This is a genomic window from Rhodococcus sp. NPDC060176 (assembly GCF_042728675.1).
Lineage (GTDB): Bacteria > Actinomycetota > Actinomycetes > Mycobacteriales > Mycobacteriaceae > Rhodococcus_F.
On sequence record NZ_JBHWYS010000004.1, the window covers coordinates 225,120 to 248,994 of the forward strand.

Below are 23,875 nucleotides of genomic sequence, written 5' to 3' on the forward strand. Positions count from 1 at the left end.
TGCGACGGTTGCTCCCTCGAACGCTGTCGGTACGGTGCAGTTCAAGTCGAACGGCACGGCGATCGGTTCTCCGGTTGCAGTTGCTTCGGGTGTTGCGACTCTGTCGCATGCGTTCGATGCTGCTGGCGCTCAGAGTGTTACCGCTGACTTCACTGCCGGTGCGGGCTTTGTGAGTTCGTCGGCGTCGGCTCAGACGGTGACGGTCTCGGATCCGGCTCCGGTGGATGTCGAGACGACGACGTCGCTGTCGGTTCCGGCTACGGCGGTCACGGGCACTGCGGTTGATCTGACGGCGACGGTTGCTCCCTCGAACGCTGTCGGTACGGTGCAGTTCAAGTCGAACGGCACGGCGATCGGTTCTCCGGTTGCAGTTGCTTCGGGTGTTGCGACTCTGTCGCATGCGTTCGATGCTGCTGGCGCTCAGAGTGTTACCGCTGACTTCACCGCCGGTGCGGGCTTTGTGAGTTCGTCGGCGCCGGCTCAGACGGTGACGGTCTCGGATCCGGCTCCGGTGGATGTCGAGACGACGACGTCGCTGTCGGTTCCGGCTACGGCGGTCACGGGCACTGCGGTTGATCTGACGGCGACGGTGGCTCCGAGCACTGCTGTGGGTTCGGTGCAGTTCAAGTCGAACGGCACGGCGATCGGTTCTCCGGTGACGGTTTCCGGTGGGTCCGCAATTCTGTCGCATGCGTTCGATGCTGCTGGCGCGCAGAGTGTTACCGCTGACTTCACCGCTGGCGCTGGCTTCGTCAGTTCTTCGGCGTCGGCTCAGACGGTGACCGTGTCGGATCCGACTCCGGTCGATGTCGAGACCACGACGTCACTCTCGGTCCCGGCTACGGCGATCACGGGCACGGCGGTTGACCTGACGGCCACTGTTGCTCCTTCCACTGCTGTCGGTTCGGTGCAGTTCAAGTCCAACGGTGCGGCGATCGGTTCCCCGGTGACTGTTACCGGTGGGACCGCAATTCTGTCGCATGCGTTCAATGTTGCTGGCGCGCAGAGTGTTACCGCTGACTTCACCGCTGGCGCTGGCTTCGTGAGCTCGTCGGCGTCGACTCAGACGGTGACGGTCTCTGATCCGGCTCCGGTGGATGTCGAGACCACGACGTCACTCTCGGTTCCGGCGACTGCGATCACAGGTACGGCTGTTGATCTGACGGCGACGGTTGCTCCGAACACTGCTGTCGGTTCGGTGCAGTTCAAGTCCAACGGTGCGGCGATCGGTTCCCCGGTGACTGTTACCGGTGGGACCGCGACTCTGTCGCATGCGTTCGATGCTGCTGGCGCGCAGAGCGTTACCGCTGACTTCACTGCCGGTGCGGGCTTTGTGAGTTCGTCGGCGTCGACTCAGACGGTGACGGTCTCTGATCCGGCTCCGGTTGATGTGGAGACGACGACGTCACTCTCGGTTCCGGCTACGGCGATCACGGGTACGGCGGTTGATCTGACGGCCACGGTGGCTCCCTCGAACGCTGTCGGTACGGTGCAGTTCAAGTCGAACGGCACGGCAATCGGAAGCCCGGTGACTGTTGCCGGTGGGACCGCGACTCTGTCGCATGCGTTCGATGTTGCTGGCGTGCAGAGTGTTACCGCTGATTTCACTGCGGGCGCCGGATTCAAGAACTCGGTTGCGAGTGCGAAGTCTGTTCAGGTCAGCGTTGCCGACCAGGAATCTGTAGTTGAACTGAACGTCCCCACCGACGCCAAAACTGGTGTGGCGAAAGACTTGTGGGCATCTGTCCGGACGTCGTCGGATGACGCTGTCGGTGTCGGTACCGTGCAGTTTTACGACGGTGGCGTTGCAATCGGCGGTCCTTCAGCGGTGACGGCCGGAGTTGCTGGTCTATCGCATACATTTAATTCTGCTGGTGCACACAGCATCACGGCGGTGTACTCGGGCGGAGCCGGTGTAATCGGGTCTTCGGCGCAGGCTCGAACGGTGAATGTGACGGCTCCTGCGCCTTCGGATGTCACCACGGAAACTGTGGTGACGGTGCCTGCCGATGCCGTCGTGAACAAGTCGGTGACCCTGTCGGCGGCTGTCAGTTCGGTGCAGAACGGTGGAACCGTGCAGTTCATGGATGGGGACACCCCGATCGGTGACGCTGTTGCGGTGGTCAACGGGATCGCGGCGCTCAACCACACCTTCACGACAACTGGCACGCACTCGATCACGGCAATTTACAGCGGCGCAGCCGGATTCACGGGCTCGACCTCGACTGCCCACGCAATTCAGATCAAGGCTGCAACCGGCGGTGGCTCAGGCAGTCTCGGTTCCGGCAGTGCTGGTTCGAGCGATTTCCATCCGTTCGGTTCCTGACCGAAGCAGCTCAGGTCGCGGCCCCGAGGCAATATCCCTCGGGGCCGATCGACAGGGTGAACTGCATCGAGCGTGAGTTACCGGTTCTGTCAGTGACGGGCAGGGTGACACGGACGTAGTCGCCGCGAACCGGAGTGACTGTTGCAGCGTCGGCATCAAAAGACTTGATACCGGCCAGCTGATTCGGGTCGAGCTTGAGCGGCGGTTGTCCGGTGGCCCCGGTGCCGTCCGGATCCCACGGACCGTTGCCGGGGCAGATCAGCGGATAGAACGTCTCGACGTCACGGGTGTTGACCGGCCGTCCGGTTGCGCGCGAGAGAAACCTGACGACGGCATGGGAAGCGTCGGCCGCGGTGTAGAAATTGGATTGCCCCGCAGGGAAGACGAACGGGCACGCGTAGCCGGACGCGATCTCCGAGCGCTTGGCGGCGACGGACAGTCCGCCGCCACTCCACGTGACCGCGTACTGGCCGTCGATACCTGGTGCTGAGATGGCCGTCAGGATGGCGGGTATGTCCGAGTATCGGTCGGCGACCGTGGTGGGCGGCATCGTCCAGCACGCGTTCGTGAGTCCGTCCACGTCCAAAGACACCAGGTCCGTCGCCCAGGCCGCCAAGGCCGGCGCAGCGGCCGGATTGCCGGGCACGTCACCAACCGGCGGTGGCGCGACCGGCGCGGCGGGCGCAATAGTCGTCGTGGGTGCGAGAGTGGTTGTCGTCGTGGTTTCAGTCGTGGGCGGAGACGGTTCGTCGGTCAGGATTCCCGTCCGTCCGTCGTCCTCACATGCGGTTATCGCCAACGTCATGGCGAGTGCGACTGCCCCCACTGCCGCTCGTCCTGCCGACTTCATTCGTTCGTACGCCCCTTTTGCGACATTCTGACCAACATCCACCCCAGAACTGCTGCGGGTCAGATCACGGATTCCCGTCTACGCTAGCGAACTGTGGATCCCGTTTACAGAACAGTCATCGGCATCGCCCGTACCGTCTTCGCTTTCGAGGGCCTGAAGTTCTCCGTCAAGGGAGAGCAGAACATCCCGGCGTCCGGTGGCGCCGTGATCGCGATCAACCACACCGGGTACATGGACTTCACGTATGCGGGACTGCCGGCGCGGACCCCGAAGCGCTACATCCGGTTCATGGCCAAGAAGGAAGTCTTCGACAACAAGATCTCCGGACCGATCATGCGGGCCCTCAAGCACATCCCGGTCGACCGCGGCGCGGGCGCCGACTCCTACAAGGCAGCCGTCGATTTCCTCAAGCGCGGCGAATTGGTGGGTGTGTACCCCGAAGCCACGATCAGTCGGAGCTTCGAAATCAAGGAATTCAAGTCCGGCGCCGCCCGGATGGCGATCGAGGCCGGCGTCCCGATCGTTCCCGTCGTCATCTGGGGCGCTCAGCGCGTCTGGACGAAGGGTTATCCGAAGCGTTTGGGCCGCACCAACACTCCTATCTCCATTGCCGTCGGCGAGCCGATCGCGCCCTTCGAGCCGGCGAGTGAGCTGACGGCGAAGCTGCACTCGACAATGCAGGAGTTGCTGCTCGATCTGCAGAAGAACTACGACCATCCGGCAGGTGAGTACTGGGTGCCGGCCCGCCTCGGTGGCAGCGCGCCGACGCTCGAGCAGGCGGACAAGATGGACGCCGACGAAGCCGCGGCAAAAGCCAAAGCCCGCGAGGCGCGGAAGTCCGAAGGCTGACCCATGCCCTTCGAACCCGTTTACACCGCCGTCGAGGTAGTCGCGCGTGGTCTGAGCGGTTTCCAGGGTGTGAAGGTCACCCGCACCGGGACTGAGAACGTCCCGGTGTCCGGTGGCGCCGTCATCGCGATCAACCACACGAGCTACCTCGATTTCATCCCGGCCGCTCTGGCGGTCGGCACCGCAAAACGCAAGCTCAGGGTGATGGCCAAGGCCGAGTTGGCGGACAACAAGGTACTCGGCTTCCTCATGCGTGGATGCGGAGTCATCGAAGTCGATCGCTCTGCCGGAGCGCAGGCGTATCGAGCCGGAGTCGACGCCCTGAAGCGGGGCGAATTGTTGGGCGTCTACCCGGAGGCGACGATCAGCCGGAGCTTCGAGATAAAGGAAATGAAATCCGGGGCAGCTCGGATGGCCATCGACGCCGGTGTTCCGATCATTCCGCTGATCGTCTGGGGAGCCCAGCGGATCGTCACCAAGGGCGGACCGAAGAATCTGGGCCGCAATCACTTCCCGATCTCGGTGGAAGTGGGCGCACCGATCGATCCGGTCGAGCCCGCCGAAGCATTGAGCGAGATCCTACGCATCGAGATGGATGCGATCCTGTGCCACGTGCAGGACGGGTTCGTGCACGAGCCCGGGGCGTACTGGGTGCCGCGCCGACTCGGCGGTGGCGCACCGACGCCGGAGGAAGCCGCCGCAATGGACGCACAGGAACGAGCGAAGCGGGCGCGTTGAGAGAAGGGCGCTGTGCGCTGATGCGTCAGTACACGGCGTCAGCTCCGTACTCGGCCTGCGCACTCGTGAAGCCCTCGTATTCGAGCTGCTCGATCAGTCCGGACCTGGAGAACGACGTCATCTCGAGGTATTGCTCGGCGCTCAGTGCAGCCTGCTTGTTCCAGTCCGCGTTCAAATTATCCACCGCGTACGTCGCATCCTCGGTGGAGAACCCTTCGTACTCGAGCTGTTCGATCAGTCCGCTGCGGGAGAAGGCAGTCATGTCGATGTACTGCTGGGCAGATCGGACGGCGTTTCGCTGACCGGAACTGACCTGCGGCCTGGCCGGGGCAGGCGCAACTGTCGGAGTGACCACAGGTGCAGGCGCCTGGTAAGTGGTCGTCGTGGGCGCCGCCACCTTGCTGGACGGCGGGGCGGGAGCAGCGGGCGGCGCACTGACGATCGGTGCGACAGCTGCAGGCGTCGTAGAAGCAGTGGTAGTCGGTGCAGCGGTGGTGGTCGGTGCAGCGGTGGTGGTCGGTGCAGCGGTGGACTTCGAGTCGTCCTTGTCGCGTCCACCGAGGAGGCCTGCGACGACGAGCAACACGACGACCGCACCGGCAATCCACGGCCACTTCCTCGACTTCTTCTCAGGTTGCGGTTGCGGCGGAGGCACCTGGAATTGAGGCTGCGAGTTCCCGTAAGGCTGGGGGTTCCCGTAGGGCGGCGGGGGCAGATCGGGCGGCACGGACATGGGCGTTTCTCCCTTTGTGAAAGTCGTGTTCTCCCGCAATAGATACCAGACCGGTCGGACTGAAATGCGATTTGTGCGAATCTCTCGAGGTTTCGCGATGTCCGGTGCGGTGCGGACGCGCGAAGCGGGCGCGCTGAACGAGACCGTCGTACCGGACGGGCACAATGGCGGTGTGAGCCCAGACCGTCGTATCAGCCCTGACCGCCCGACCTTGGTCGCCTCCGATGTCGACGGCACCCTGATCGATCACGACGAGTTGGTCAGCGCCCGCACCCGCGCCGCCGTGCATGCCGTCGTCGAATCCGGCACGCCGTTCCTACTGGCAACCGGGCGTCCTCCGCGTTGGATTTCGCCCGTCGTCGAAGGCTTGGGATACGCGCCACTCGCCGTCTGCGCCAACGGAGCCGTTGTGTACGACAGCTACGCCGACCGCGTCCTCAGTGCCGCGACCTTGTCGGTCGACGCACTCACCGAACTCTCCGAACTGGCTTTGGTCGCACTCCCCGGGTCGGGTTTGGCCGCGGAACGGGTGGGGGAGAGCGCACATGACGCCGCCACTCCGCAGTTCGTCAGCTCACCGGATTACGAACACGCCTGGCTCAATCCGGACAACACCGAGATGTCCGAGGACGAAGTGCTTGCGGCGCCTGCCGTCAAACTCCTGATTCGTCGTCCGGGCATGACCAGCACGGCGATGTTCGACACGCTCGCCCCACACGTCGGTGCGCTCGCCGACATGACGTACTCCACCGAGAACGGACTGATCGAACTTTCGGCGCCGGGAATCACGAAGGCATCGGGACTGGTTGCCGCCGCGGAGCGGTTCGGTTTCGACCTGTCGGGTCTGGTTGCCTTCGGGGACATGCCCAACGACATCCCGATGCTGGGGATGGCACGCCTCGGCGTGGCCATGGGGAACGCTCACCCCGAAGCCAAAGCCGCAGCCGACGAGGTCACGGACACCAATTCGGAGAACGGGGTCGCAAAAGTCCTCGAGCGCTGGTGGTCGTAGAACCCACCAGCGCCCGAGGACGTGTACTGCTCGACTGTCAGCCGACAGGCGCGCTGTTGGCCATTTCCTGGGCAAAGGTTTCGTTGTAGGTCTTGAGGACCTTGGTGACCATGCCGGTGATCTGGTTGAAGATCAGCGAACCGTTCTCGAAGTCGCTGCGCAGGCCGTCCGGGATCGAGTACTCGTCCGAGATCGGCAATCCGAGTTCACCCGCGTCGGAACCGAAGCTCTGCCACGACTTGAAGATCTCGCCGAGCACGGTGAACACTCCGCCGTTGGGTGAGGTGTAAACAGCGCCGTTCTGGAACAACGCACCCTGGTTGCCGAGTTTCGCCTGCAGAATTCCGGACAGCGCCTGGCCGAGACGTCCGAGGTCTCCGCCCTCGGCGATCCACTTCTGCGCAAGGGGTGAATTGTCGGTGATCTTCAGAATCTGGGTGACCAGATCCGGGATCGACGATCCGGTGCCACCGGTGACCGTGTCGACCGGAGTGGTCGGCTTGGGCGCAGGCGTCGACGGATTGGAGGGGTTCGACGGGTTCAACGATCCCCCGATGTTCGCGGCCGCGATGTTCCGGATGTCGTTCATGTGTGCGTATGCGGCATCGCCAGGGCAAGCCGTGTTTCCGACGTCGCGGTGCGCGAAGATGATCGGCAGATCGACTGCTGCGCCTTGCGGGTACGGCGTGAACTCGGTGCCCTCGGAGTACATCGTCGTTCGGCCCTTGGGATCGAGTCCAGCCATGCCGAGCTTCCAACCGAGGAACTTGCCGACGGCGTTGAGCGTCGCCTGCGAAGGCTCGACGGTGGAGTAGTCACCCATCATTGCGATACCGGTGGTGTTCTCGTTGAAGCCGCCGGCGTGTGCGCCCTGCACTGCCTTGTCGAGTCCGCCTGCGCGGCCTTCGAAGGTCTGACCGTACTTGTCGACGAGGACGTTGTATCCGACGTCGCACCAGCCGAGAGTCCGTGCGTGGTAGGCGTAGATCGAGCGGACGATGCCGGCCGATTCTTCCTTGGTGTAGTTGTTGCTACCCGCGGTGTGGTGAACGGTCGCGCCGCCGATGAAGTCGTCGTACGTGGGGGAGTCGCACCGAAGTGACTCGTCTGCGCCCCATTGTGCGCGGGTGATGACGGACGGTCCGCTGCCGCCGAGCGGCGCTGCGACGGCCTGCAGATTGCTGTCTGCCTCGCTGGCACCCGGGTCGATCAACACGGCGGTGACGGCATCTGCTGCCGTCGTCACCTGGCGAAGCGGCTTGGACACCGAAGCTGGGGTGTACCCGAGTTCGCCGGTGGCCGCGGGTGCTTCAGCAGGCGCAGGCGCCTCAGCGGGTGCTGCTTCCGGCACGGGTGCTGCTTCCGGAGCCGGAGCCGGTGCCGGAACCGGCACAGCCTCGGCTGCGGGGGCAGCGGCACCCTGCGGGGTGAGGATCTGGATGGACTTGGTGGCGCCGACGAAGACCGGTTCGGTGGCGGTACCGGAGTTGGTGGCCTGATCCGAGCTGGCGGAGTCGATGGCATCAGGGGTGAACCACGGGCCCCAGGTGCCGTCTTCGGCGAGGGCGCGGACCTTGGACTGCGCCGAGGCGATCGTGTCCGAGGTCAACGCGACCATGCTGAACGGAGAATCGCGGGTGACTTCCTTGACCACAGCGCCTGGCTCTTCCAGGGAAGGAACCGGAGCGGTCTCGGTCGGGCCGCCGGGAGCAGCGGGTGCCGGGAACAGCTCGGTCGGCAGCGTGATCCCGGGAGGTAGCGGGATTTCGGTCGGGAGCTTGAGGTTTCTCAGATCACCGAGGTTGATGTCGGGGAGATCGAGACCGGTCAGCTCCTTGACCGGAATGATGATGTCGGGCACCGACGCGAGGAGCACCTCTGCGATCTGGGTCGGCACTGCTACTGACGTCGTTTCGTTCGCGGAACGTACATCGGACGTAGTGCTCGTGAAGCCGTAGACCGCAAAAGGACTTGCGACAGCCACTGCGGCTACAGCCCCGAGTACGAGCGAGGGCTTCGGTCGACGGTGTGGCAAGGGATTACTCCTCGGTTGTAGTTACTTGCGAGCGAACTTCAGGGCCGATGACGGCCGTGAACGGAATCCTTCAAAACCGGATCCGAGCAGGTCGGATGCCATGTTCTGGGGTTGAACTCCAGTTTTCGGACGCGTACGTCTGCAACTCGTGATGCTGGTGTGACTCGTGTGACTGGTGTTGCTAACTCCAAACACTCTTGCCACACTAGTCACAAAAGTCCATAACGCTCAACCTTAGGGTGAGACTTTAGTTAAATCGTTGTGGACTGGCCTGCGCGCGGAGTACCGACTTCGCGGACTCGTGAGGCCGGTAGCGATGAGGAGAGCATTGATGGCGAGAAGCGGAAGAAGCGGAACTGCAGGTAAGAAGCCTGTGTCCGGTCGCGCAGGTCGCTTTCTGGTGGGCGGACCCGGGAGGCGAACCTCACTGATGCGGGTCTCGGTCCTCGGACTCGTTCCAGCTCTCGCACTCGGCGTCGCGATCGGAGGTTTCACGCAAATCCGCGCTGACGAGCCGTCGATTTTGCACGCCGTCGCCGCCGATACACAATTCACGCTCTCCGGTCACGGCAACGGACACGGCCGGGGAATGGGTCAGTGGGGCGCTTACGGCTACGCCAAGAATGACGGGTGGTCCGGCGAGCGAATCCTCAGTCACTACTACGGCGGAACTGTCCTGGACTCCATTCCGCCCGCGCAGATGAGTGTGCGGCTCACGGCCCAGGACAACTCGACGCTCGACGTCTACTCCGACGCCGGCCTGGTGGTCAACGGCCAGCGCACCGCGCCCGGCGAGGCTGCCCACCTCACTGCACTGCCCGGTGGCGGTGCACAGGTGGTCGTCACCAGTGGATGTGGTGGTGGGGTCGTCTGGGAAGCGGTCACCGATCATCCGTGGGTGGACCCGGTGGATCTCGGTCCTGATCGACCCGCCGACCAGTTCCTGAAGCTGTGCGACAACGACGCGCCCTATCGTGGTGCCCTCGGCGTAGTGCTCGACAACGGCTCGGCGCGGACGGTGAATCTTCTCGACATGGAGGATTACCTGCTCGGCGTAGTGCCGGTGGAGGCAAAGGCGGAATGGGCCGATTCCGGTGGGGCCGAAGCACTCCGGGCTCAAGCCGTGGCAGCGCGCTCGTATGCTGCAACCGAACATCGGTCCTCGTACGCCGACACCTGCGACACGCAGGACTGCCAGGTGTACGGCGGGGCGGGCAAGGAAGATCCCCGCACCACCGAAGCGGTTCGCTCCACCGCCGGCGCCGTTCTGTCACGTGACGGCAAGATCGTGGCCACTGAATTCTCTTCGTCCACAGGAGGTTACAGCTCCGGCGGTGAGTTCCCAGCCGTCGAAGATCTTGGCGACGCGCTGTCTCCCAATCACGATTGGACCGTGAATCTGACCGCAGGGCAGATTGCGGACGCCTTCGGCGTCGGCGAGCTGCAATCACTCAAGATTCTCTCGCGCAACGGGTTCGGCACCGACGGTGGACGAGTGACGGCAGTCGAGGTGGTCGGTACAGGCGGCACGGTCGGTGCCACCGGAATGCAATTCCGTCAGAAACTCGGCCTGAAATCGGACTGGTTCACCATCGGTGACGGTGCCGGTGTGGTAGTGGCACCGGATTCGGAATCGACAGTGCCGGAATCCAATTCGCAATCCCTGGATCCATCGGGTACGGTTACGGAGACGCAGATCGAGAAGAAGTATCGGGAGCTCGGCGGTGAAACCGGCTCTCTCGGTGCTCCTGTCGGCCCGGAGATGCAGTTGCCCTCCGAAGCAGGCACTTTCCGTGTCTACGAAAACGGAACCATCATCTGGACAAAGGTTTTGGGTGCGCAGGTAGTTGATGCCAACGTGCTCCGCGAGTGGATACCGACGGGCGGAAGCTAGGGGAAGGTCGGTCGGTAGCGACTCGCACGTATCGACTCTGAAGGGTCTCCGCCGCAATCCGGTGGGGGCCCTTCAGGTCGCTTCAGGGGATATCGGTCGACTTGTCAGATGGTCGGAGCGTCGCCGAGCAGACGGTACTCGAGCCACAACTCCGCGCGTTCCGTGGGGGAGCCGAGATCGAGCTGAAGAAGGCTCTCGATCCGAGCGAGTCTGCTGCGCAACGTATGTCGATGAATATTCAGCGCTGTTGCTGCGGCGTCGCCCACCCCGTTGTGTGCCAGCCACATGGCCAAGGTCCGGTAGAGATCGCTACCGCCCTTCGCTTCCAGAAGCGGGCGCAAGTGTGCCGCCGCGAATGCCGTCGAGCGATCCTGATCGAGAAACGCGGACAATCCACTCTCCGAGAGTTCGGCGAACCGCATCGAGGGCAGGTTGCGGGCGCCGGCCTCGGCTGCTGCTTGCGCTGCTTGGCGTCTGGCGCGCGAAAGATCGTCCCACCACAACATGTCCGACACGCCGACGGTTACGTCGATCTCATTGACACGAGCGAGAATTCGTCCACTGTCCGTGGCCGAGACTACGGCGATCAGTGCGCCGTCGGTGATGCCGAAGGCCAGATCGCGGCTGAGGCCGTCGAGCAGTGAGACGGACACGCTCTCGAGCAGGCCGCTGGGACCCGCTACGTGGAAGACCTGGAAAGGTTCGACCGGAAATCCTCCCCACAGTTCACCGGAGATGTTGCGGGCGAGCGCATTCTGGCCTTCGAACAGTTGATGCATCGCAACGGTGCGCAAGTGGTTCATCGTCAACTGCGCATCTCGGGTCCGAGCCGTCATCAAGGTGAGCAGAGATGCGGCTGCGATGACGATGCCCTGATTCAGCGAACCGACGGCGCCAGGGCAACCGGCGACGAGGTATCCCATCAGCTTTCCCCTCGACGTCAGCAGGGGATGGGAGATGACGTCCTCGTTCTCACTCGTGAGGAAGCTGACCTCCATCGGGCGAGCATCGCGCTCAGGGGCCGTTCGCTCGATTCCGGCGGCCGCGGCGGTGTGTGAGATCTCGACGGTATGTCCGGCCGAGTCCAGCAGAGCCGCCCATCCGCCGATCAATTCCGCCACCCGTCGTACGACCGCCCGGGTGCCGTTGACCGTCACCGCAGCTTGAAGTAGTCGCCGCAGGCTCTGGTAGTTGCTGCGCAGCGCTTTCATGTCGTCGTCGGATTGCGCCTTCGACACCGCTTTGGTCAGGGCGATGAAAGGAGTTCGCAACGGGACGTCGAGTAGGGGCACACTGAAACGGGTGGCCGCATCCACCAGAGTCTGCGGCGCCTGCTCGTATCCGAGGCCGGTTCCGAAACCGATTCCGGCAATTCCGGCCGCAACCAGGGTCCGTACGAATCGGGTCGTTTCCGCGGCCGTCGTCGGTAGTGACACCCCGGTGATGAGCAGTAGTTCACCGCCGTCGAGGAAAGGCGTCGGATCGGGAAGTTCGGAGACATGTGCCCAGGTCAGGGTGCGATCGAGCTGGTCGTGCCCAGCCAGGACGCGAAGGCCGAACTGTTCGGTCGCACAGAGTTGACGGAGCGTGATGGGCATGGGTCCAGTCTGGCACCCCGAACCCGCCACTTTGTAGTGCCTGCGGTCACGTTTGTACAAAGTGGAGCCTGACGCGAGCTTGCCGAAGGTCCGACACTGGCGCTATCGAAATTGCGCTCCAGCAGAGCGTCACCGAGATCCACGTCCCGAACAGCCAACGAGGAGTACTGATGTCCAGTACAGAACCGCCCGCACTTCAGCACACGCTGAAGAAGCGGCATCTGTCGATGATTGCGATCGCGGGCGTCATCGGCGCCGGACTGTTCGTCGGCTCCGGTGTGGCGATCCAGGAGACGGGCCCAGGCGTCCTGATTTCCTACGCACTCGCCGGCGTCGTCGTCATCCTCGTGATGCGCATGCTCGGTGAGATGTCGGCAGCGTCGCCGGAAACCGGCTCGTTCTCCTCGTACGCCGACAAGGCCATCGGCCGCTGGGCTGGCTTCTCGATCGGCTGGCTGTACGCGTGGTTCTGGATCATCGTGCTCGGTATCGAGGCCACCGCCGGTGCCCTCATCATGAATCGCTGGGTTCCCGGGGTTCCCCAGTGGACCTGGGCGTTGATTCTGATGATCGTGCTGACGCTGACCAACATCATCTCGGTCAAGTCGTTCGGCGAGTTCGAGTTCTGGTTCGCGTCCATCAAGGTCGTCGCCATCATCGCGTTCCTCGGTATGGGCATCGTGGCGATCTGCGGATGGATGCCCGGCGTCGAAGCGCCCGGCATGACCAACCTGACCGGTCACGGCGGTTTCCTGCCGAACGGAACAGGAGCCATGCTCGCCGCAGTCCTTGTGGTCGTGTTCTCGTTCTTCGGCGCCGAAATCGCGACCATCGCCGCCGGTGAATCGGCCAACCCGCTCGAAGCCGTTCGCGCAGCCGTCAAATCCGTCGTCTGGCGAATCCTCATCTTCTACATCGGCTCGATCGCCGTTGTCGTCACGCTGCTTCCCTGGGACAGCGCGTCCGTCGCGCTCAGCCCGTACGTCGCCGTCATGGACTCGTACGGCATTCCGGCCGCAGGCAACATCATGGACGTCGTCGTCCTCACGTCGGTTCTGTCCTGCCTCAACTCCGGTCTCTACACCGCGAGCCGCATGATCTTCTCCCTCGCCGGTCGCGGCGACGCCCCCAAGTCGCTCTCACGTATCGAGAAGACCGGCGTACCCATGCGCGCGGTTCTGGTCTCGACGATCGTCGGCTTCCTGACCGTCGGCATGAACTACCTCTCCCCGGACAAGGTCTTCCTGTTCCTGGTCAACTCCTCCGGTGCGATCGCGCTGTTCGTCTGGCTCGTCATCTCGGTGTCCCAGCTGCGCACTCGCCGCAAGCTCGAAGCGTCGGGCCAGGAGCTGGAGCTGAAGATGTGGTTCTTCCCGTACCTGACCTACGCCACGATCGCAGCCATCATCGCGCTCTGCATCGGCATGCTCACTCTGGACTCGACTCGCAGTCAGATGTTCGTGTCTCTGGGACTCGCAGCGATCCTCGTGGGTATCGGGCTCTACCGCTACCGGAACCACAAGGACACCGACACCGACGCCGAGGTCGTGCCCGTCGCCGAGAGCGCTCCCACACCCTGACACCAACGTCCCCATCTGCGAGATACTTCGATGTCCTAGTATCGGCCACGGACGAAGAAATCGACGTGAGCACAGCAGATGGGGACAATCATGACCACACCCGAACCGATCGTCATCGTCGACGGGGCCAGGACCCCCGTCGGTAGCTTCGGCGGCGTCTTCAAGGACGTCCCCGCACACGAGCTGGGCGCCGCAGCAGCCAAGGCCGCGCTGAGCCGCGCCGGCGTTGCACCCGAAGACATCGACGAGGTCGTCATGGGCTGCATCGGCCAGGTCGGCCCCGACGCCTACAACGCACGACGCGTGGGCATCGCCGCCGGGCTGCCCGAGAACGTCCCCGCCTACACCGTCAACCGCCTCTGTGGCAGCGGCCTGCAGGCCGTGTGGTCTGCGGCGATGCAGATGCGCTGGGGCGCAGCTGCCATCACCCTCGCCGGCGGCGACGAGAGCATGTCCCGCATGCCGTTCTACGACTTCGCTGCCCGATCCGGCTACAAGCTCGGCGATCGCAGCCTCGTCGACGGCACCGTCGCCATGCTCACCGACCCGTTCAGCAAAGCCCACATGGGCCGCACCGCCGAAGCCGTCGCCCGCAAGTACGGCGTCAGCCGCGAGCAGCAGGACGAGTTCGCCGTCGAATCGCAGCGCCGCGCCGCTACCGACGCAGCGAAGGCAGCATTCGCCGAGGAAATCACTCCTGTCGAGACCGGTGGTCGGCGCTCCGTCACAGTCACCGAGGACGAGCATCCCAAGCCCGGAACCACCGTCGAAACCCTCGCCAAGTTGCGCCCCGCATTCGAAGAGGGCGGATCCGTCACTGCCGGTAACGCGTCGGGCATCAACGACGGCGCCGGCGCACTCGTCCTCGCGACGGGCACCGAGGCAGCCAAGCGCGGCCTCACCGGACTTGTCACGCTCGAAACAGTCACGACAGCAGCCATGGAGCCCGGCCTGATGGGCTACGCTCCCGTGCTCGCCCTCGAAAAGCTCTTTGCGCAAACAGGATTGAAGCCCTCCGACATCGGCACCGCCGAGGTCAACGAGGCGTTCGCTTCGCAGGCCATCGCCGTCATCCGTGACAGTGGCCTGGATCCGGAGAAGACCAACCCGTACGGCGGAGCAATCGCCCTCGGACACCCGGTCGGCGCCACCGGAGCCATCCTGACCCTGCGCGCGGCCCGCGACATGGTCCGCCGCGACCTCGAATTCGGCATCGTCACCATGTGCATCGGCGGCGGTCAGGCACTCGCTGCCCTGCTGAAGCGGGTCTGATCATGGCGACCAAGCGCAAGCCGTCGTGGCACGACGACGAGATCACCGCAGTAGCCGAACTGGCCCGTGGTTTCTTCGATCGTGAACTCATCGCCAAGCGTGAGCAGTGGGACGCTCAGCATCGCGTCGACCGATCCGTGTGGCTCGAAGCCGGCAAGCTCGGCCTGCTGTGCTGCTCGATTCCCGAGGAATACGGCGGGGGCGGTGGAACTTTCGCGCACGATCTCGCTGTCTTCGAGGCGCAGGGCTATTGCGGTGACTACGCACTCGGCAACTCGGTGCACAGTGGCATCGTCGCCCACTACGTCCTCGAGTACGGCAATGAAGAGCAGAAGAAGGCCTGGCTGCCTGGCATGGCCACGGGTGAAATCCTCGGCGCCATCGGAATGACCGAGCCCGGAACAGGTTCCGACCTCAAGGCCATCACCACCTCCGCGATCCGCGACGGTGACCACTACGTAGTGAACGGGTCGAAGACCTTCATCACCAACGGTGGCAGCGCCGACATGATCGTGCTCGCCGTCAAGACCGATCCCAAGGCCGGGGCCAAGGGAGTCTCGCTCTTGATCGTGGATCTTCGTGACTGCGAAGGCTTTGCCGTCGGCCGCGTGCTCGACAAAGTCGGTCAGCACGGCGCCGATACGTCCGAGCTGTCCTTCACCGACGTTCGCGTTCCGGTCTCGAATCTCCTCGGCGAGTCCGAGGGTCTCGGTTTCGGTCAACTGATGGCGCAGTTGGTGCAGGAACGCCTCATCATCGGCGCGCAGGCCATCGGCACCATCGAGCGTGCGGTCGAGGAGACCGTCGCATACACCAAGGCGCGTCAAGCGTTCGGGCACAGTCTCTTCGAGTTCCAGAACACCGCCTTCGAGCTGGCCGAGTGCCAGACGATCGCACGCACCTGCCGCGTGTTCCTCGACAATTGCATCGAGGATCATCTCAACGGCGAGCTGGACGGCGCCGACGCCGCAATGGTCAAGTACTGGCTCACCGAACAGCAATGCGCCGTCGTCGACCGGTGCGTGCAGCTTTACGGCGGCTACGGCTACATGCGTGAGTACCCGATCGCGCGCATGTACGAGGACTCCCGCGTGCAGAAGATCTACGCCGGTGCCAACGAAGTGATGAAGGGCATCATCGCAAAGAGTCTTTGATCACCGGCGTCGAAAACCATTGACACCGACCGGGCACCCACCGAGCATTTCGGTGGGTGCCCTTTGTGTGCCTACAAGCGGTATCGAGCTGTTCGGAAGGCAAACACTGATGAGCTTCACCATCGACGTCGGATCGGCGCGCATCACCCAACTGACCGAACTGGCGCACTGGCCGTTCCCGCCGCGAGAGCTCTTTCCCCAGGCGAGTGAGGCCGAGATCAGTGAAGCGTCGGCGCGGCTGACACCGGAGTTCTTCGACGAGGGTAGTGGTGACCTCGTGCTTGCCATCCACACCTACCTGGTGGAGATCGGCGGCAAGGCCATCGTCGTCGACACCGGCAACGGCAACAGCAAGCACCGGCCGAACCTCTTGCCGCACCACATGTTCGGCACCGACTACCTCTCGCGATTCGCAGCCACCGGCGTCGCCGTGGACGATGTCGATCTGGTGGTCAGCACACATCTGCACCCCGACCACTGTGGTTGGAACACCAACCTCGACGCCGAAACCTGGCGGCCCACCTTTCCCCGCGCGACCTACATTTTCGACCGCGCCGAACTGACCGCGCTCGAACAACTCGCCGCCGACGGTCCACACGAAGGAGTGGTCTCGGATCTCGCGCAGACTTTCGAGGACAGCGTCCGTCCCGTTCTGGACGGGGCGAAGTGGGCGGCAGTCGACGACGGCCATGTCCTGGCCGAGTCCGAAGGCGCAAGCGTCGTCGTGCGCAGCGCGCCCGGCCACACGCCCGGTCACATCGTGATCGAGATTCGCACCGCCGACGGTGGCGCCGTCATCTCCGGCGACGTGATCCACCATCCGATTCAGTTTCTGTACCCGGACCTCAGCCAGGGCGGTGACGCTGACCCCGACATCGCCAGGGTCACCCGCCGCGCACTTCTCGAACGCTGCGCGTCAGAGGGACTCCTTCTTCTTCCCGCGCACTTTCCGGTCGACGAACCGATCACCATCGGTTTCGATGCGACGGGTGTGCCGAGTGCCGTCGGTCTGGTCGGTCTCGCAGCGTCCTGACTTGCCGCATCGGCCCTGGTGACGCATCCAACCCTCGGCTTCCGAACAGGTCCGATACCCTGGTTCATCGTGACCGCTGCAAATTCAGAGACCGCCCGTGCCCAGTACGACCTGATCGTCGTCGGTTCGGGATTCTTCGGGCTGACCATCGCCGAGCGTGCCGCTACCCAACTGGGTAAGCGCGTGCTGGTGCTGGATCGCCGTCACCACCTGGGGGGAAACGCATACTCGGAGGCAGAGCCGGAGACCGGCATCGAGGTCCACAAGTACGGTGCCCACCTGTTCCACACCTCCAACAAGAAGGTCTGGGACTACGTCACCCAGTTCACGGAGTTCACGAACTACCAGCACCGCGTCTTCGCGCTGCACAAGGGACAGGCGTACCAGTTCCCGATGGGACTCGGCCTCGTGTCGCAGTTCTTCGGTCGGTACTTCACGCCCGAAGAAGCACGCGCCCTCATCGCCGAGCAGTCCAGCGAGATCGACTCGAAGGATGCCTCCAACCTCGAAGAGAAGGCGATCTCCCTGATCGGACGCCCGCTCTACGAAGCATTCGTGCGTGACTACACCGCAAAGCAGTGGCAGACCGACCCCACCGAGCTGCCCGCGGCGAACATCAGCCGCCTGCCGGTCCGCTACAACTTCGACAACCGCTACTTCAACGACACGTACGAGGGTCTGCCCGTCGACGGCTACACGGCGTGGCTCGAGAACATGGCAAAGGATCCGAAGATCGAGGTCCGCCTCGACACCGATTACTTCGACGTCCGCGACGAACTTCGCACCGCCAGCCCCGACGCACCTGTCATCTACACGGGCCCGCTCGACCGCTACTTCGACTACTCCGAAGGTTCGCTCGGATGGCGCACCCTCGACTTCGAGACCGAGGTTCTGCCCACCGGAGACTTCCAGGGCACCCCCGTCATGAACTACAACGACGCGGACGTCCCGTTCACCCGCATCCACGAGTTCCGTCACTTCCACCCGGAGCGCGAGTACCCGGCCGACAAGACCGTCATCATGCGTGAGTTCTCACGTGCCGCGGAGGCGAAGGACGAGCCGTACTACCCGATCAACACGCCCGAGGATCGCGAGAAGCTCTCCGCGTACCGCTCACGCGCCAAGAAGGAGACCGCGGAGAACAAGGTCCTCTTCGGTGGACGTCTCGGCACCTACCAGTACCTGGACATGCACATGGCAATCGCCAGCGCGCTGACCATGTTCGAGAACACCCTGCGCCCGCATCTCGAAACGGGTGCGGAATTGGCAGGGGAGAACGAATGAACGCACGTCATCTACTCGAAGGCGAAGACGCCGTCACCGGCGACGAGGTGACCTACCTCGGCAAGTCCCTGCTCTCTCGGATCATCCTTCCCCGCGCCGGCGAACCACTCGACGTTCGCACGCTGTACCTGGAGGAAGCCTCGACCAACAGTCGTCGGGCGCACTCCACCTCGCGTACGTCCGTCGCGCTCGGAGCCGAGACAGAGGTCTCCTTCGCCACGTACTTCAACGCGTTCCCCGCCAGCTACTGGCGTCGCTGGTCCATCCTGAAATCGGTGGTCCTTCGGCTCGAACTGTCCGGACACGGCCGCGTCGATGTCTACCGTTCCAAGGCGGACTCCTCGCGAATTCACGTGGAAGGCAAGGAATTTGCCGACGGCGATGCCGCGGTCGAACTCGAGGTGGAACTGGCACCGTTCGAGGACGGCGGCTGGATCTGGTTCGACATCACCACTGATACAGCCGTAGTCGTAGAAAGTGGTGGCTGGTACGCGCCCGTCGAGGCTCCCGGCGAAGCGACGGTCGCCGTTGGTATTCCGACGTTCAATCGCCCGACCGACGCAGTCAAGGCTCTGGCTGCGCTGTCTTCGGATCCGCTGGTGTCGGACGTGATCAAGGCCGTCATCATGCCGGACCAGGGCACCCGCAAGGTGCGCGACGAACCCGGGTTCGCCGAAGCTGCTGCAGCACTTGGTGATCGGCTCGCCATTCACGATCAGGGCAACCTCGGCGGCTCCGGCGGATACAGCCGAATCATGTACGAGGCACTCAAGACCACGCAGTGCCAGCACATCCTGTTCATGGACGACGACATCGAGATCGAACCCGACTCGATCCTTCGCGCGCTCGCTTTCTCGCGCTTCGCGAAGTCGCCGATGCTGGTGGGTGGGCAAATGCTCAACCTGCAGGAACGCAGCCACCTCCACGTGATGGGTGAAGTGGTCAACCGCGGGATCTTCATGTGGTCTGCCGCGCCGAACGTCGAATACGACCACGATTTCTCCAAGAATTCGCTGCGAGATTCGAAACTGCTGCACCGCCGCATCGACGTCGACTTCAACGGCTGGTGGATGTGCATGATCCCGCGCCAGGTCGCGGAAGAACTCAAGCAGCCGCTGCCTCTGTTCATCAAGTGGGACGACTGCGAATACGGTTTGCGCGCAAAGGAAGCCGGATACCCGACCGTCACGTTGCCCGGTGCCGCGATCTGGCACATGGCCTGGAGCGACAAGGACGACGCCATCGACTGGCAGGCGTACTTCCACCTCCGTAACCGTCTGGTGGTGGCCGCGCTCCACATGCCGGGCAACGGCCGCGGCCTTGTCGTCAACACGGTGAAGGCGACTCTCAAGCACCTGCTGTGCCTCGAATACTCCACCGTCGCGATCCAGAACAAGGCAATCGCGGACTTCCTCGCCGGACCGGAACACGTCGCGAACATGCTGCCGACGGCACTCGGTGAGGTCCACGCGCAGCGCAAGGAGTACCCCGACGCCGTCGTGGTGCCCTCCGCGACCGCGCTACCGCTGCCCTCCGGCGCCGAAGTCGGGGACGTCAGCGCGCCGACCAACCCGGTCGCGAAGATCGTCCGCGTCGGCAAGGCCGTGGTACACAACCTCAAGCCTGCGCACCCGGAGCATCACGAGCGTCCTCAGCTCAACGTGCCGACCATCGACGCCAGGTGGTACCTGCTCTCACAGGTCGACGGCGTCACCGTCACCACCGCCGACGGCCGCGGCGTCGTCTACCGCAAGCGCAACCCCAAGCAGGCCCTCGAACTGCTCAAGGAAGCCATGCGTTTGCGGCGCGAGCTCGCCGCACGTTTCCCTGAGCTCAAGAAGCAGTATCAGGACGCCGTTCCTTCACTGACCAGCACGGAAAGGTGGGAACGTGTCTTCGGTATCTCCTGAAGTACAGATTCTGGCCGGAATTCAATCGACCGTCGGGCAACTGCCCGGAGCGGTCAAGGTCGCCCGCGGTATGTCTCACTTCGGTGAGCACTCCCTCGGGTGGATCGCGATCGCTGCCGTCGGAGCTGCCGTGGACAAGCCGCGCCGACGCGAATGGGCCGGAGCAGCTGTCGGAGCATTCGGTGCACACGCCGCCTCCGTGGTGATCAAACGAGTCGTCCGGCGCAAGCGGCCTTCAGATCCGTCGGTGCAGGTCAACGTCTCGACGCCGAGCAAGCTCAGCTTCCCGTCTTCACACGCGACGTCGACGACGGCAGCGGCTGTGCTGATCGGTCGACTCACCGGGCTACCCTTACCGGCGTTGCTGGTGCCCCCGATGATGCTCTCGCGTCTGGTCCTGGGAGTTCACTACCCGACCGACGTACTCGCCGGAGCGGCACTGGGAGCCGCATCCGCGGCGGTAGTTTCGCCGGGTCGAAGAAGCCAGAGCCGAACAGAAATGTGGAGATAAATGAGCGAGGAACCGGCTACGGTCAGCGGACCCCCGAAGTCGCTGCCCGCCGGCATCGTCAAGGCGCTTCGCCCACGTCAGTGGGTCAAGAACGTCCTTGTGCTGGCAGCGCCCATCGCGGCCGGAACCGCCACCGAAGCCGACGTGCTCCTGCCCGTCGCGCTGGCGTTCGTCGTGTTCTGTATGGCGGCATCGGGCATCTACCTCGTCAACGACGCGATGGACGTCGAAGCCGACCGAGCACACCCCACGAAGAGGTTCCGTCCCATTGCGGCCGGAGTTCTGCCCGTCAATATCGCCTACGGCATGGCAGTCGTACTGCTGGCCGGCGCGATCGGACTGTCCTTCCTGGCCAACTGGCAACTCGCCGTGGTCATGGGCGTGTACATCGTCATTCAGCTCGCGTACTGCTTCGGTCTGAAGCATCAAGCCGTCATCGACATCTGCATCGTCTCGTCCGGCTTCCTGCTCCGAGCGATCGCCGGTGGCGTTGCCGCCGAGATCGATCTCTCGCAGTGGTTCCTGCTGATGATGGCGTTCGGTTCGCTCTTCATGGCCGCAGGCAAGCGCTACGCCGAGCTGCAGTTGGCCGAGAAGACCGGCGCGAAGATCCGTAAGTCCCTCGAGAGCTACACGATGACGTACCTGCGTTTCGTGTGGACAATGGCAGCGACGACGCTGGTCCTCTGCTACGGACTGTGGGCGTTCCAACAGGACGCCATCAAGGGCACCAACTGGTACGCCATCTCGATGGTGCCGTTCACCATCGCGGTGCTGCGATACGCGGTGGACGTCGACGGCGGCGAAGCCGGAGAGCCTGAGGAGATCGCGCTCGGTGACCGGGTGCTGCAACTCCTCGCGATTGCGTGGATCGGAGTAGTGGGTGTCGCTGTCTACCTCGTCTGAGCCACGCACCGAGGCCGACCCGCACGTCGACACTGCGGCGAATCGCACCACCCTCAGTCGAGGAGTTTTTCTCGGCGGGGTGGTGCTTGCTGCTGCCCTCATGTTCTGGGGTGCGTGGGAGCGTCGCTGGATCGCTGACGACGGACTGATCGTCTTACGAACCGTCCGCAATCTGCTGGCGGGAAACGGCCCGGTCTTCAATGCGGGTGAGCGTGTCGAGGCGAACACGAGTACCGCGTGGACGTACATCGTCTACGCGTTCAGTTGGCTCACACAGATCCGCCTCGAATACGTCGTCCTGACGATCGCGCTCGTGCTCTCGACGGCCGCCGTCGTGCTGGCGATGCTCGGCACCGGTCGTCTGTACCGCGGCGTTCGGCCGTCGGCGGGAGGAACGATCCTGCTGGTCCCGGCAGGTGTTCTCGTCTACATCGCGGTCCCGCCTGCGAGAGATTTCGCCACGTCCGGGCTCGAAACGTGCCTGGTGATCTTCTGGATTGCGCTCTTGTGGCTACTGCTCGTTCGGTGGGCGCAGGCGTCAGTGCCGTCCACGGCGTCGATTCTGGTCCTTTCCTTTGTTGCCGGACTCGGGCCACTCGTGCGCCCGGAGATGGCGATTCCCGGTGCTGCCGCGTTGATGATGATCGTTCTCTCCGCGGGCCTGACCTGGAAGATTCGCGCACTGATCGTGGTCGTCGCCGGACTTGTCCCGGTGGCCTATCAGATCTGGCGAATGGGCTACTACGCCTTGCCGTACCCGAACACCGCGGTGTCGAAGGACGCCGGTGGCGCGAAGTGGGCGCAGGGCTTTGCGTACCTGTGGAACCTCGTCGGGCCGTACCTGCTCTGGCTGCCGTTGCTGTTCCTGCTCATCGGTGCGCTGCTGCTCGTGTGGCGAAGCCGAGCGGATGCACCAGCCACCGCCATCGATCAACCAGCACGCCCACTGTGGCAGCTCTTTCAACAGTTCCTGCGTACCCCGCGGGCGATTGTCACCTTCATTCTCGGCAGTGGGCTGATCCTCGGGATCTACTCGCTGCGCGTCGGCGGCGACTTCATGCACGGCCGCGTCCTGTTGCCGGTGCTGTTCTGTCTGCTCATCCCGGTCGCGGTCATTCCGTTGCGGGTGCCCGCCCGGTCAGCGTTCGGCAGTAACCGAGACACCGCAATCTTCGGTGTCTCGGCGGTGCTGTGGATCGGCACGATCATCTGGGCTTTCTTCGCCGCCAACACGACGGGGATGCCGGAAGGCTCCGTGGTGGGTCGCTCGGGAATCGTCGACGAGCGCGCGTTCTACGCACTCAACACCGGTCACAAGCACCCGATCCTCGCCGAGGACTACCTCGACTATCCGCGGATGCGTGCCATGGTCGAGACCATCGCGCGCACCCCGGAGGGTGGGCTGCTGCTGCCGTCGGCGAGCTACGACTCCTGGTTCGTCGTCCCACCGCCCGGACCGCTCGAAGAGCCGGCCGAGCACGTCGTCTTCTTCCTCAACCTCGGAATGACGAGCATGAACGTCGGCCTCGACGTCCGCGTGCTCGATCAGATGGGGCTGGCGTACCCGCTGGCAGCTCACACCGAGCGACTCGAGGACGGCCGGATCGGGCACGACAAGAATCTCTATCCGGACTGGGTAGTCGCGGACACGGGAATGATCGACGTTCGCCCGTGGCTGCCGTTCTTCCTCGACGAGGACTGGGTTGCGGACGCGAAGCTGGCCATCACCTGCCCGGAAACGCAGGAGCTGCTGACGTCGTACCGCTCCGAGCTGACCTGGGCCAGATTCAAACAGAACTTTCAGCAGGCATTCGACTTCGCGAAGTACCGATTCGACCGGGTTCCGGCCTACGAATTGGAACGCTGCGGGCTAGTGCCACCGGAGTCACCCAGGTGATGTGATCAGCATCACCGACAGTTGAAGGTTTGAATATTTCGATTCAGTAACACCGAATCGATTGGCCACGATGTACTCGAAGACGATTCACCTAACCTGAATCGCCCCCCAGGGGTGACGACGGTGTCGCTCGCGGACTGGGACGTAACGGTCTGTCTATTTGTCACAGCTGAACCTGTGACATAAAGTCCAGCGAGCGCAGTGTGACTTGGAAGAGGTCCGCTGCCGACCTGAACTCGTTCAGGCTGGCAGAAAAGCCTGTTCCCCGACGGAATCCGCCGGAACCACTCACC

At 63.7% G+C, this 23,875-nt stretch carries 18 protein-coding genes; 14 read left to right on the plus strand and 4 right to left on the minus strand.

Features of this window, described 5'->3' with window-relative positions; all coding sequences use genetic code 11:
- Nucleotides 1-2,326, plus strand: a 2,326-nt coding sequence (locus ACFWEM_RS20670; protein ID WP_378536506.1) for a beta strand repeat-containing protein, incomplete at its 5' end; no start/stop codon positions are given.
- Nucleotides 2,327-2,336: 10 nt separating this feature from the next.
- Here the strand turns inward: ACFWEM_RS20670 and ACFWEM_RS20675 are convergent.
- The gene (locus ACFWEM_RS20675) at nt 2,337-3,176 is read right to left on the minus strand and encodes a hypothetical protein (RefSeq protein WP_378536508.1); all 840 of its coding nucleotides are present in this window, start codon (nt 3,174-3,176) and stop codon (nt 2,337-2,339) included.
- 93 nt (nt 3,177-3,269) lie between these two features.
- Here ACFWEM_RS20675 and ACFWEM_RS20680 point away from each other — a divergent pair, with 93 nt between their 5' ends.
- Nucleotides 3,270-4,025: a 1-acyl-sn-glycerol-3-phosphate acyltransferase gene (locus ACFWEM_RS20680; protein WP_230817678.1), complete on the plus strand. Its 756-nt coding sequence runs from the start codon at nt 3,270-3,272 to the stop codon at nt 4,023-4,025.
- A 3-nt stretch (nt 4,026-4,028) separates the two neighbouring features.
- The gene (locus ACFWEM_RS20685) at nt 4,029-4,763 is read left to right on the plus strand and encodes a lysophospholipid acyltransferase family protein (protein WP_378536510.1); all 735 of its coding nucleotides are present in this window, start codon (nt 4,029-4,031) and stop codon (nt 4,761-4,763) included.
- A gap of 25 nt (nt 4,764-4,788) precedes the next feature.
- On the opposite strand, the gene ACFWEM_RS20690 is transcribed toward ACFWEM_RS20685, so the two are convergent.
- Complete coding sequence (locus ACFWEM_RS20690; RefSeq protein ID WP_378536512.1) at nt 4,789-5,496, minus strand: Ltp family lipoprotein; 708 nt, start codon at nt 5,494-5,496, stop codon at nt 4,789-4,791.
- Between the two features lie 190 nt (nt 5,497-5,686).
- Between ACFWEM_RS20690 and ACFWEM_RS20695 the strand changes: the two genes are divergently transcribed.
- Nucleotides 5,687-6,508: an HAD family hydrolase gene (locus ACFWEM_RS20695; RefSeq protein ID WP_378537153.1), complete on the plus strand. Its 822-nt coding sequence runs from the start codon at nt 5,687-5,689 to the stop codon at nt 6,506-6,508.
- A 37-nt stretch (nt 6,509-6,545) separates the two neighbouring features.
- Here the strand turns inward: ACFWEM_RS20695 and ACFWEM_RS20700 are convergent, their stop codons facing one another.
- On the minus strand, nt 6,546-8,543 hold the full coding sequence (locus tag ACFWEM_RS20700) for an N-acetylmuramoyl-L-alanine amidase (protein ID WP_378536514.1): 1,998 nt from the start codon (nt 8,541-8,543) through the stop codon (nt 6,546-6,548).
- 331 nt (nt 8,544-8,874) lie between these two features.
- Here ACFWEM_RS20700 and ACFWEM_RS20705 point away from each other — a divergent pair, with 331 nt between their 5' ends.
- On the plus strand, nt 8,875-10,437 hold the full coding sequence (locus ACFWEM_RS20705) for a SpoIID/LytB domain-containing protein (protein WP_378536516.1): 1,563 nt from the start codon (nt 8,875-8,877) through the stop codon (nt 10,435-10,437).
- A gap of 104 nt (nt 10,438-10,541) precedes the next feature.
- On the opposite strand, the gene ACFWEM_RS20710 is transcribed toward ACFWEM_RS20705, so the two are convergent.
- Entirely contained in the window at nt 10,542-12,035 is a 1,494-nt protein-coding gene (locus ACFWEM_RS20710; protein WP_003943944.1) for a PucR family transcriptional regulator, read from the minus strand.
- Nucleotides 12,036-12,205: 170 nt separating this feature from the next.
- On the opposite strand from ACFWEM_RS20710, the gene ACFWEM_RS20715 reads away from it, so the two are divergent.
- The 9 genes from ACFWEM_RS20715 (at nt 12,206) to zomB (ending at nt 23,582) form a co-directional block, all read left to right on the plus strand.
- Nucleotides 12,206-13,615 (plus strand): amino acid permease, encoded by a 1,410-nt coding sequence (locus ACFWEM_RS20715; protein WP_378536518.1) that lies wholly within the window; start codon nt 12,206-12,208, stop codon nt 13,613-13,615.
- Between the two features lie 90 nt (nt 13,616-13,705).
- Complete coding sequence (locus tag ACFWEM_RS20720; protein ID WP_007731825.1) at nt 13,706-14,887, plus strand: thiolase family protein; 1,182 nt, start codon at nt 13,706-13,708, stop codon at nt 14,885-14,887.
- 2 nt (nt 14,888-14,889) lie between these two features.
- Nucleotides 14,890-16,041 carry an acyl-CoA dehydrogenase family protein gene (locus tag ACFWEM_RS20725; RefSeq protein ID WP_283306458.1) on the plus strand — a complete coding sequence of 384 codons (1,152 nt, stop codon included), beginning with the start codon at nt 14,890-14,892 and terminating at the stop codon, nt 16,039-16,041.
- A gap of 109 nt (nt 16,042-16,150) precedes the next feature.
- Nucleotides 16,151-17,074 carry an MBL fold metallo-hydrolase gene (locus ACFWEM_RS20730; RefSeq protein ID WP_378536521.1) on the plus strand — a complete coding sequence of 308 codons (924 nt, stop codon included), beginning with the start codon at nt 16,151-16,153 and terminating at the stop codon, nt 17,072-17,074.
- Between the two features lie 69 nt (nt 17,075-17,143).
- Complete coding sequence (glf, locus tag ACFWEM_RS20735) at nt 17,144-18,358, plus strand: UDP-galactopyranose mutase (RefSeq protein ID WP_378536524.1); 1,215 nt, start codon at nt 17,144-17,146, stop codon at nt 18,356-18,358.
- On the plus strand, nt 18,355-20,268 hold the full coding sequence (locus tag ACFWEM_RS20740; protein ID WP_003943981.1) for a glycosyltransferase: 1,914 nt from the start codon (nt 18,355-18,357) through the stop codon (nt 20,266-20,268). Before glf ends, ACFWEM_RS20740 begins: the two co-directional genes overlap by 4 nt.
- Nucleotides 20,249-20,779: a phosphatase PAP2 family protein gene (locus tag ACFWEM_RS20745; RefSeq protein ID WP_378536527.1), complete on the plus strand. Its 531-nt coding sequence runs from the start codon at nt 20,249-20,251 to the stop codon at nt 20,777-20,779. Before ACFWEM_RS20740 ends, ACFWEM_RS20745 begins: the two co-directional genes overlap by 20 nt.
- A complete protein-coding gene (locus ACFWEM_RS20750) occupies nt 20,780-21,685 on the plus strand; it encodes a decaprenyl-phosphate phosphoribosyltransferase (protein WP_003943808.1) in 906 nt (301 codons plus the stop codon). It abuts the gene before it with no gap.
- Complete coding sequence (gene zomB, locus ACFWEM_RS20755; RefSeq protein ID WP_378536529.1) at nt 21,663-23,582, plus strand: flagellar motor control protein ZomB; 1,920 nt, start codon at nt 21,663-21,665, stop codon at nt 23,580-23,582. The genes ACFWEM_RS20750 and zomB overlap by 23 nt, the downstream gene beginning before the upstream one ends.
- Nucleotides 23,583-23,875 lie beyond the last annotated feature (293 nt).

What these genes read in the sequence shown, in the direction of transcription:
- ACFWEM_RS20740 (WP_003943981.1), top strand. Translation starts at nt 18,355, where the DNA reads ATGAACGCACGTCATCTACTCGAAGGCGAAGACGCCGTCACCGGCGAC.
- ACFWEM_RS20705 (WP_378536516.1), top strand. Translation starts at nt 8,875, where the DNA reads ATGGCGAGAAGCGGAAGAAGCGGAACTGCAGGTAAGAAGCCTGTGTCC.
- ACFWEM_RS20750 (WP_003943808.1), top strand. Translation starts at nt 20,780, where the DNA reads ATGAGCGAGGAACCGGCTACGGTCAGCGGACCCCCGAAGTCGCTGCCC.
- ACFWEM_RS20730 (WP_378536521.1), top strand. Translation starts at nt 16,151, where the DNA reads ATGAGCTTCACCATCGACGTCGGATCGGCGCGCATCACCCAACTGACC.
- ACFWEM_RS20725 (WP_283306458.1), top strand. Translation starts at nt 14,890, where the DNA reads ATGGCGACCAAGCGCAAGCCGTCGTGGCACGACGACGAGATCACCGCA.
- ACFWEM_RS20710 (WP_003943944.1), bottom strand. Translation starts at nt 12,035, where the DNA reads ATGCCCATCACGCTCCGTCAACTCTGTGCGACCGAACAGTTCGGCCTT.
- ACFWEM_RS20675 (WP_378536508.1), bottom strand. Translation starts at nt 3,176, where the DNA reads ATGAAGTCGGCAGGACGAGCGGCAGTGGGGGCAGTCGCACTCGCCATG.
- ACFWEM_RS20715 (WP_378536518.1), top strand. Translation starts at nt 12,206, where the DNA reads ATGTCCAGTACAGAACCGCCCGCACTTCAGCACACGCTGAAGAAGCGG.
- ACFWEM_RS20720 (WP_007731825.1), top strand. Translation starts at nt 13,706, where the DNA reads ATGACCACACCCGAACCGATCGTCATCGTCGACGGGGCCAGGACCCCC.
- ACFWEM_RS20690 (WP_378536512.1), bottom strand. Translation starts at nt 5,496, where the DNA reads ATGTCCGTGCCGCCCGATCTGCCCCCGCCGCCCTACGGGAACCCCCAG.
- ACFWEM_RS20685 (WP_378536510.1), top strand. Translation starts at nt 4,029, where the DNA reads ATGCCCTTCGAACCCGTTTACACCGCCGTCGAGGTAGTCGCGCGTGGT.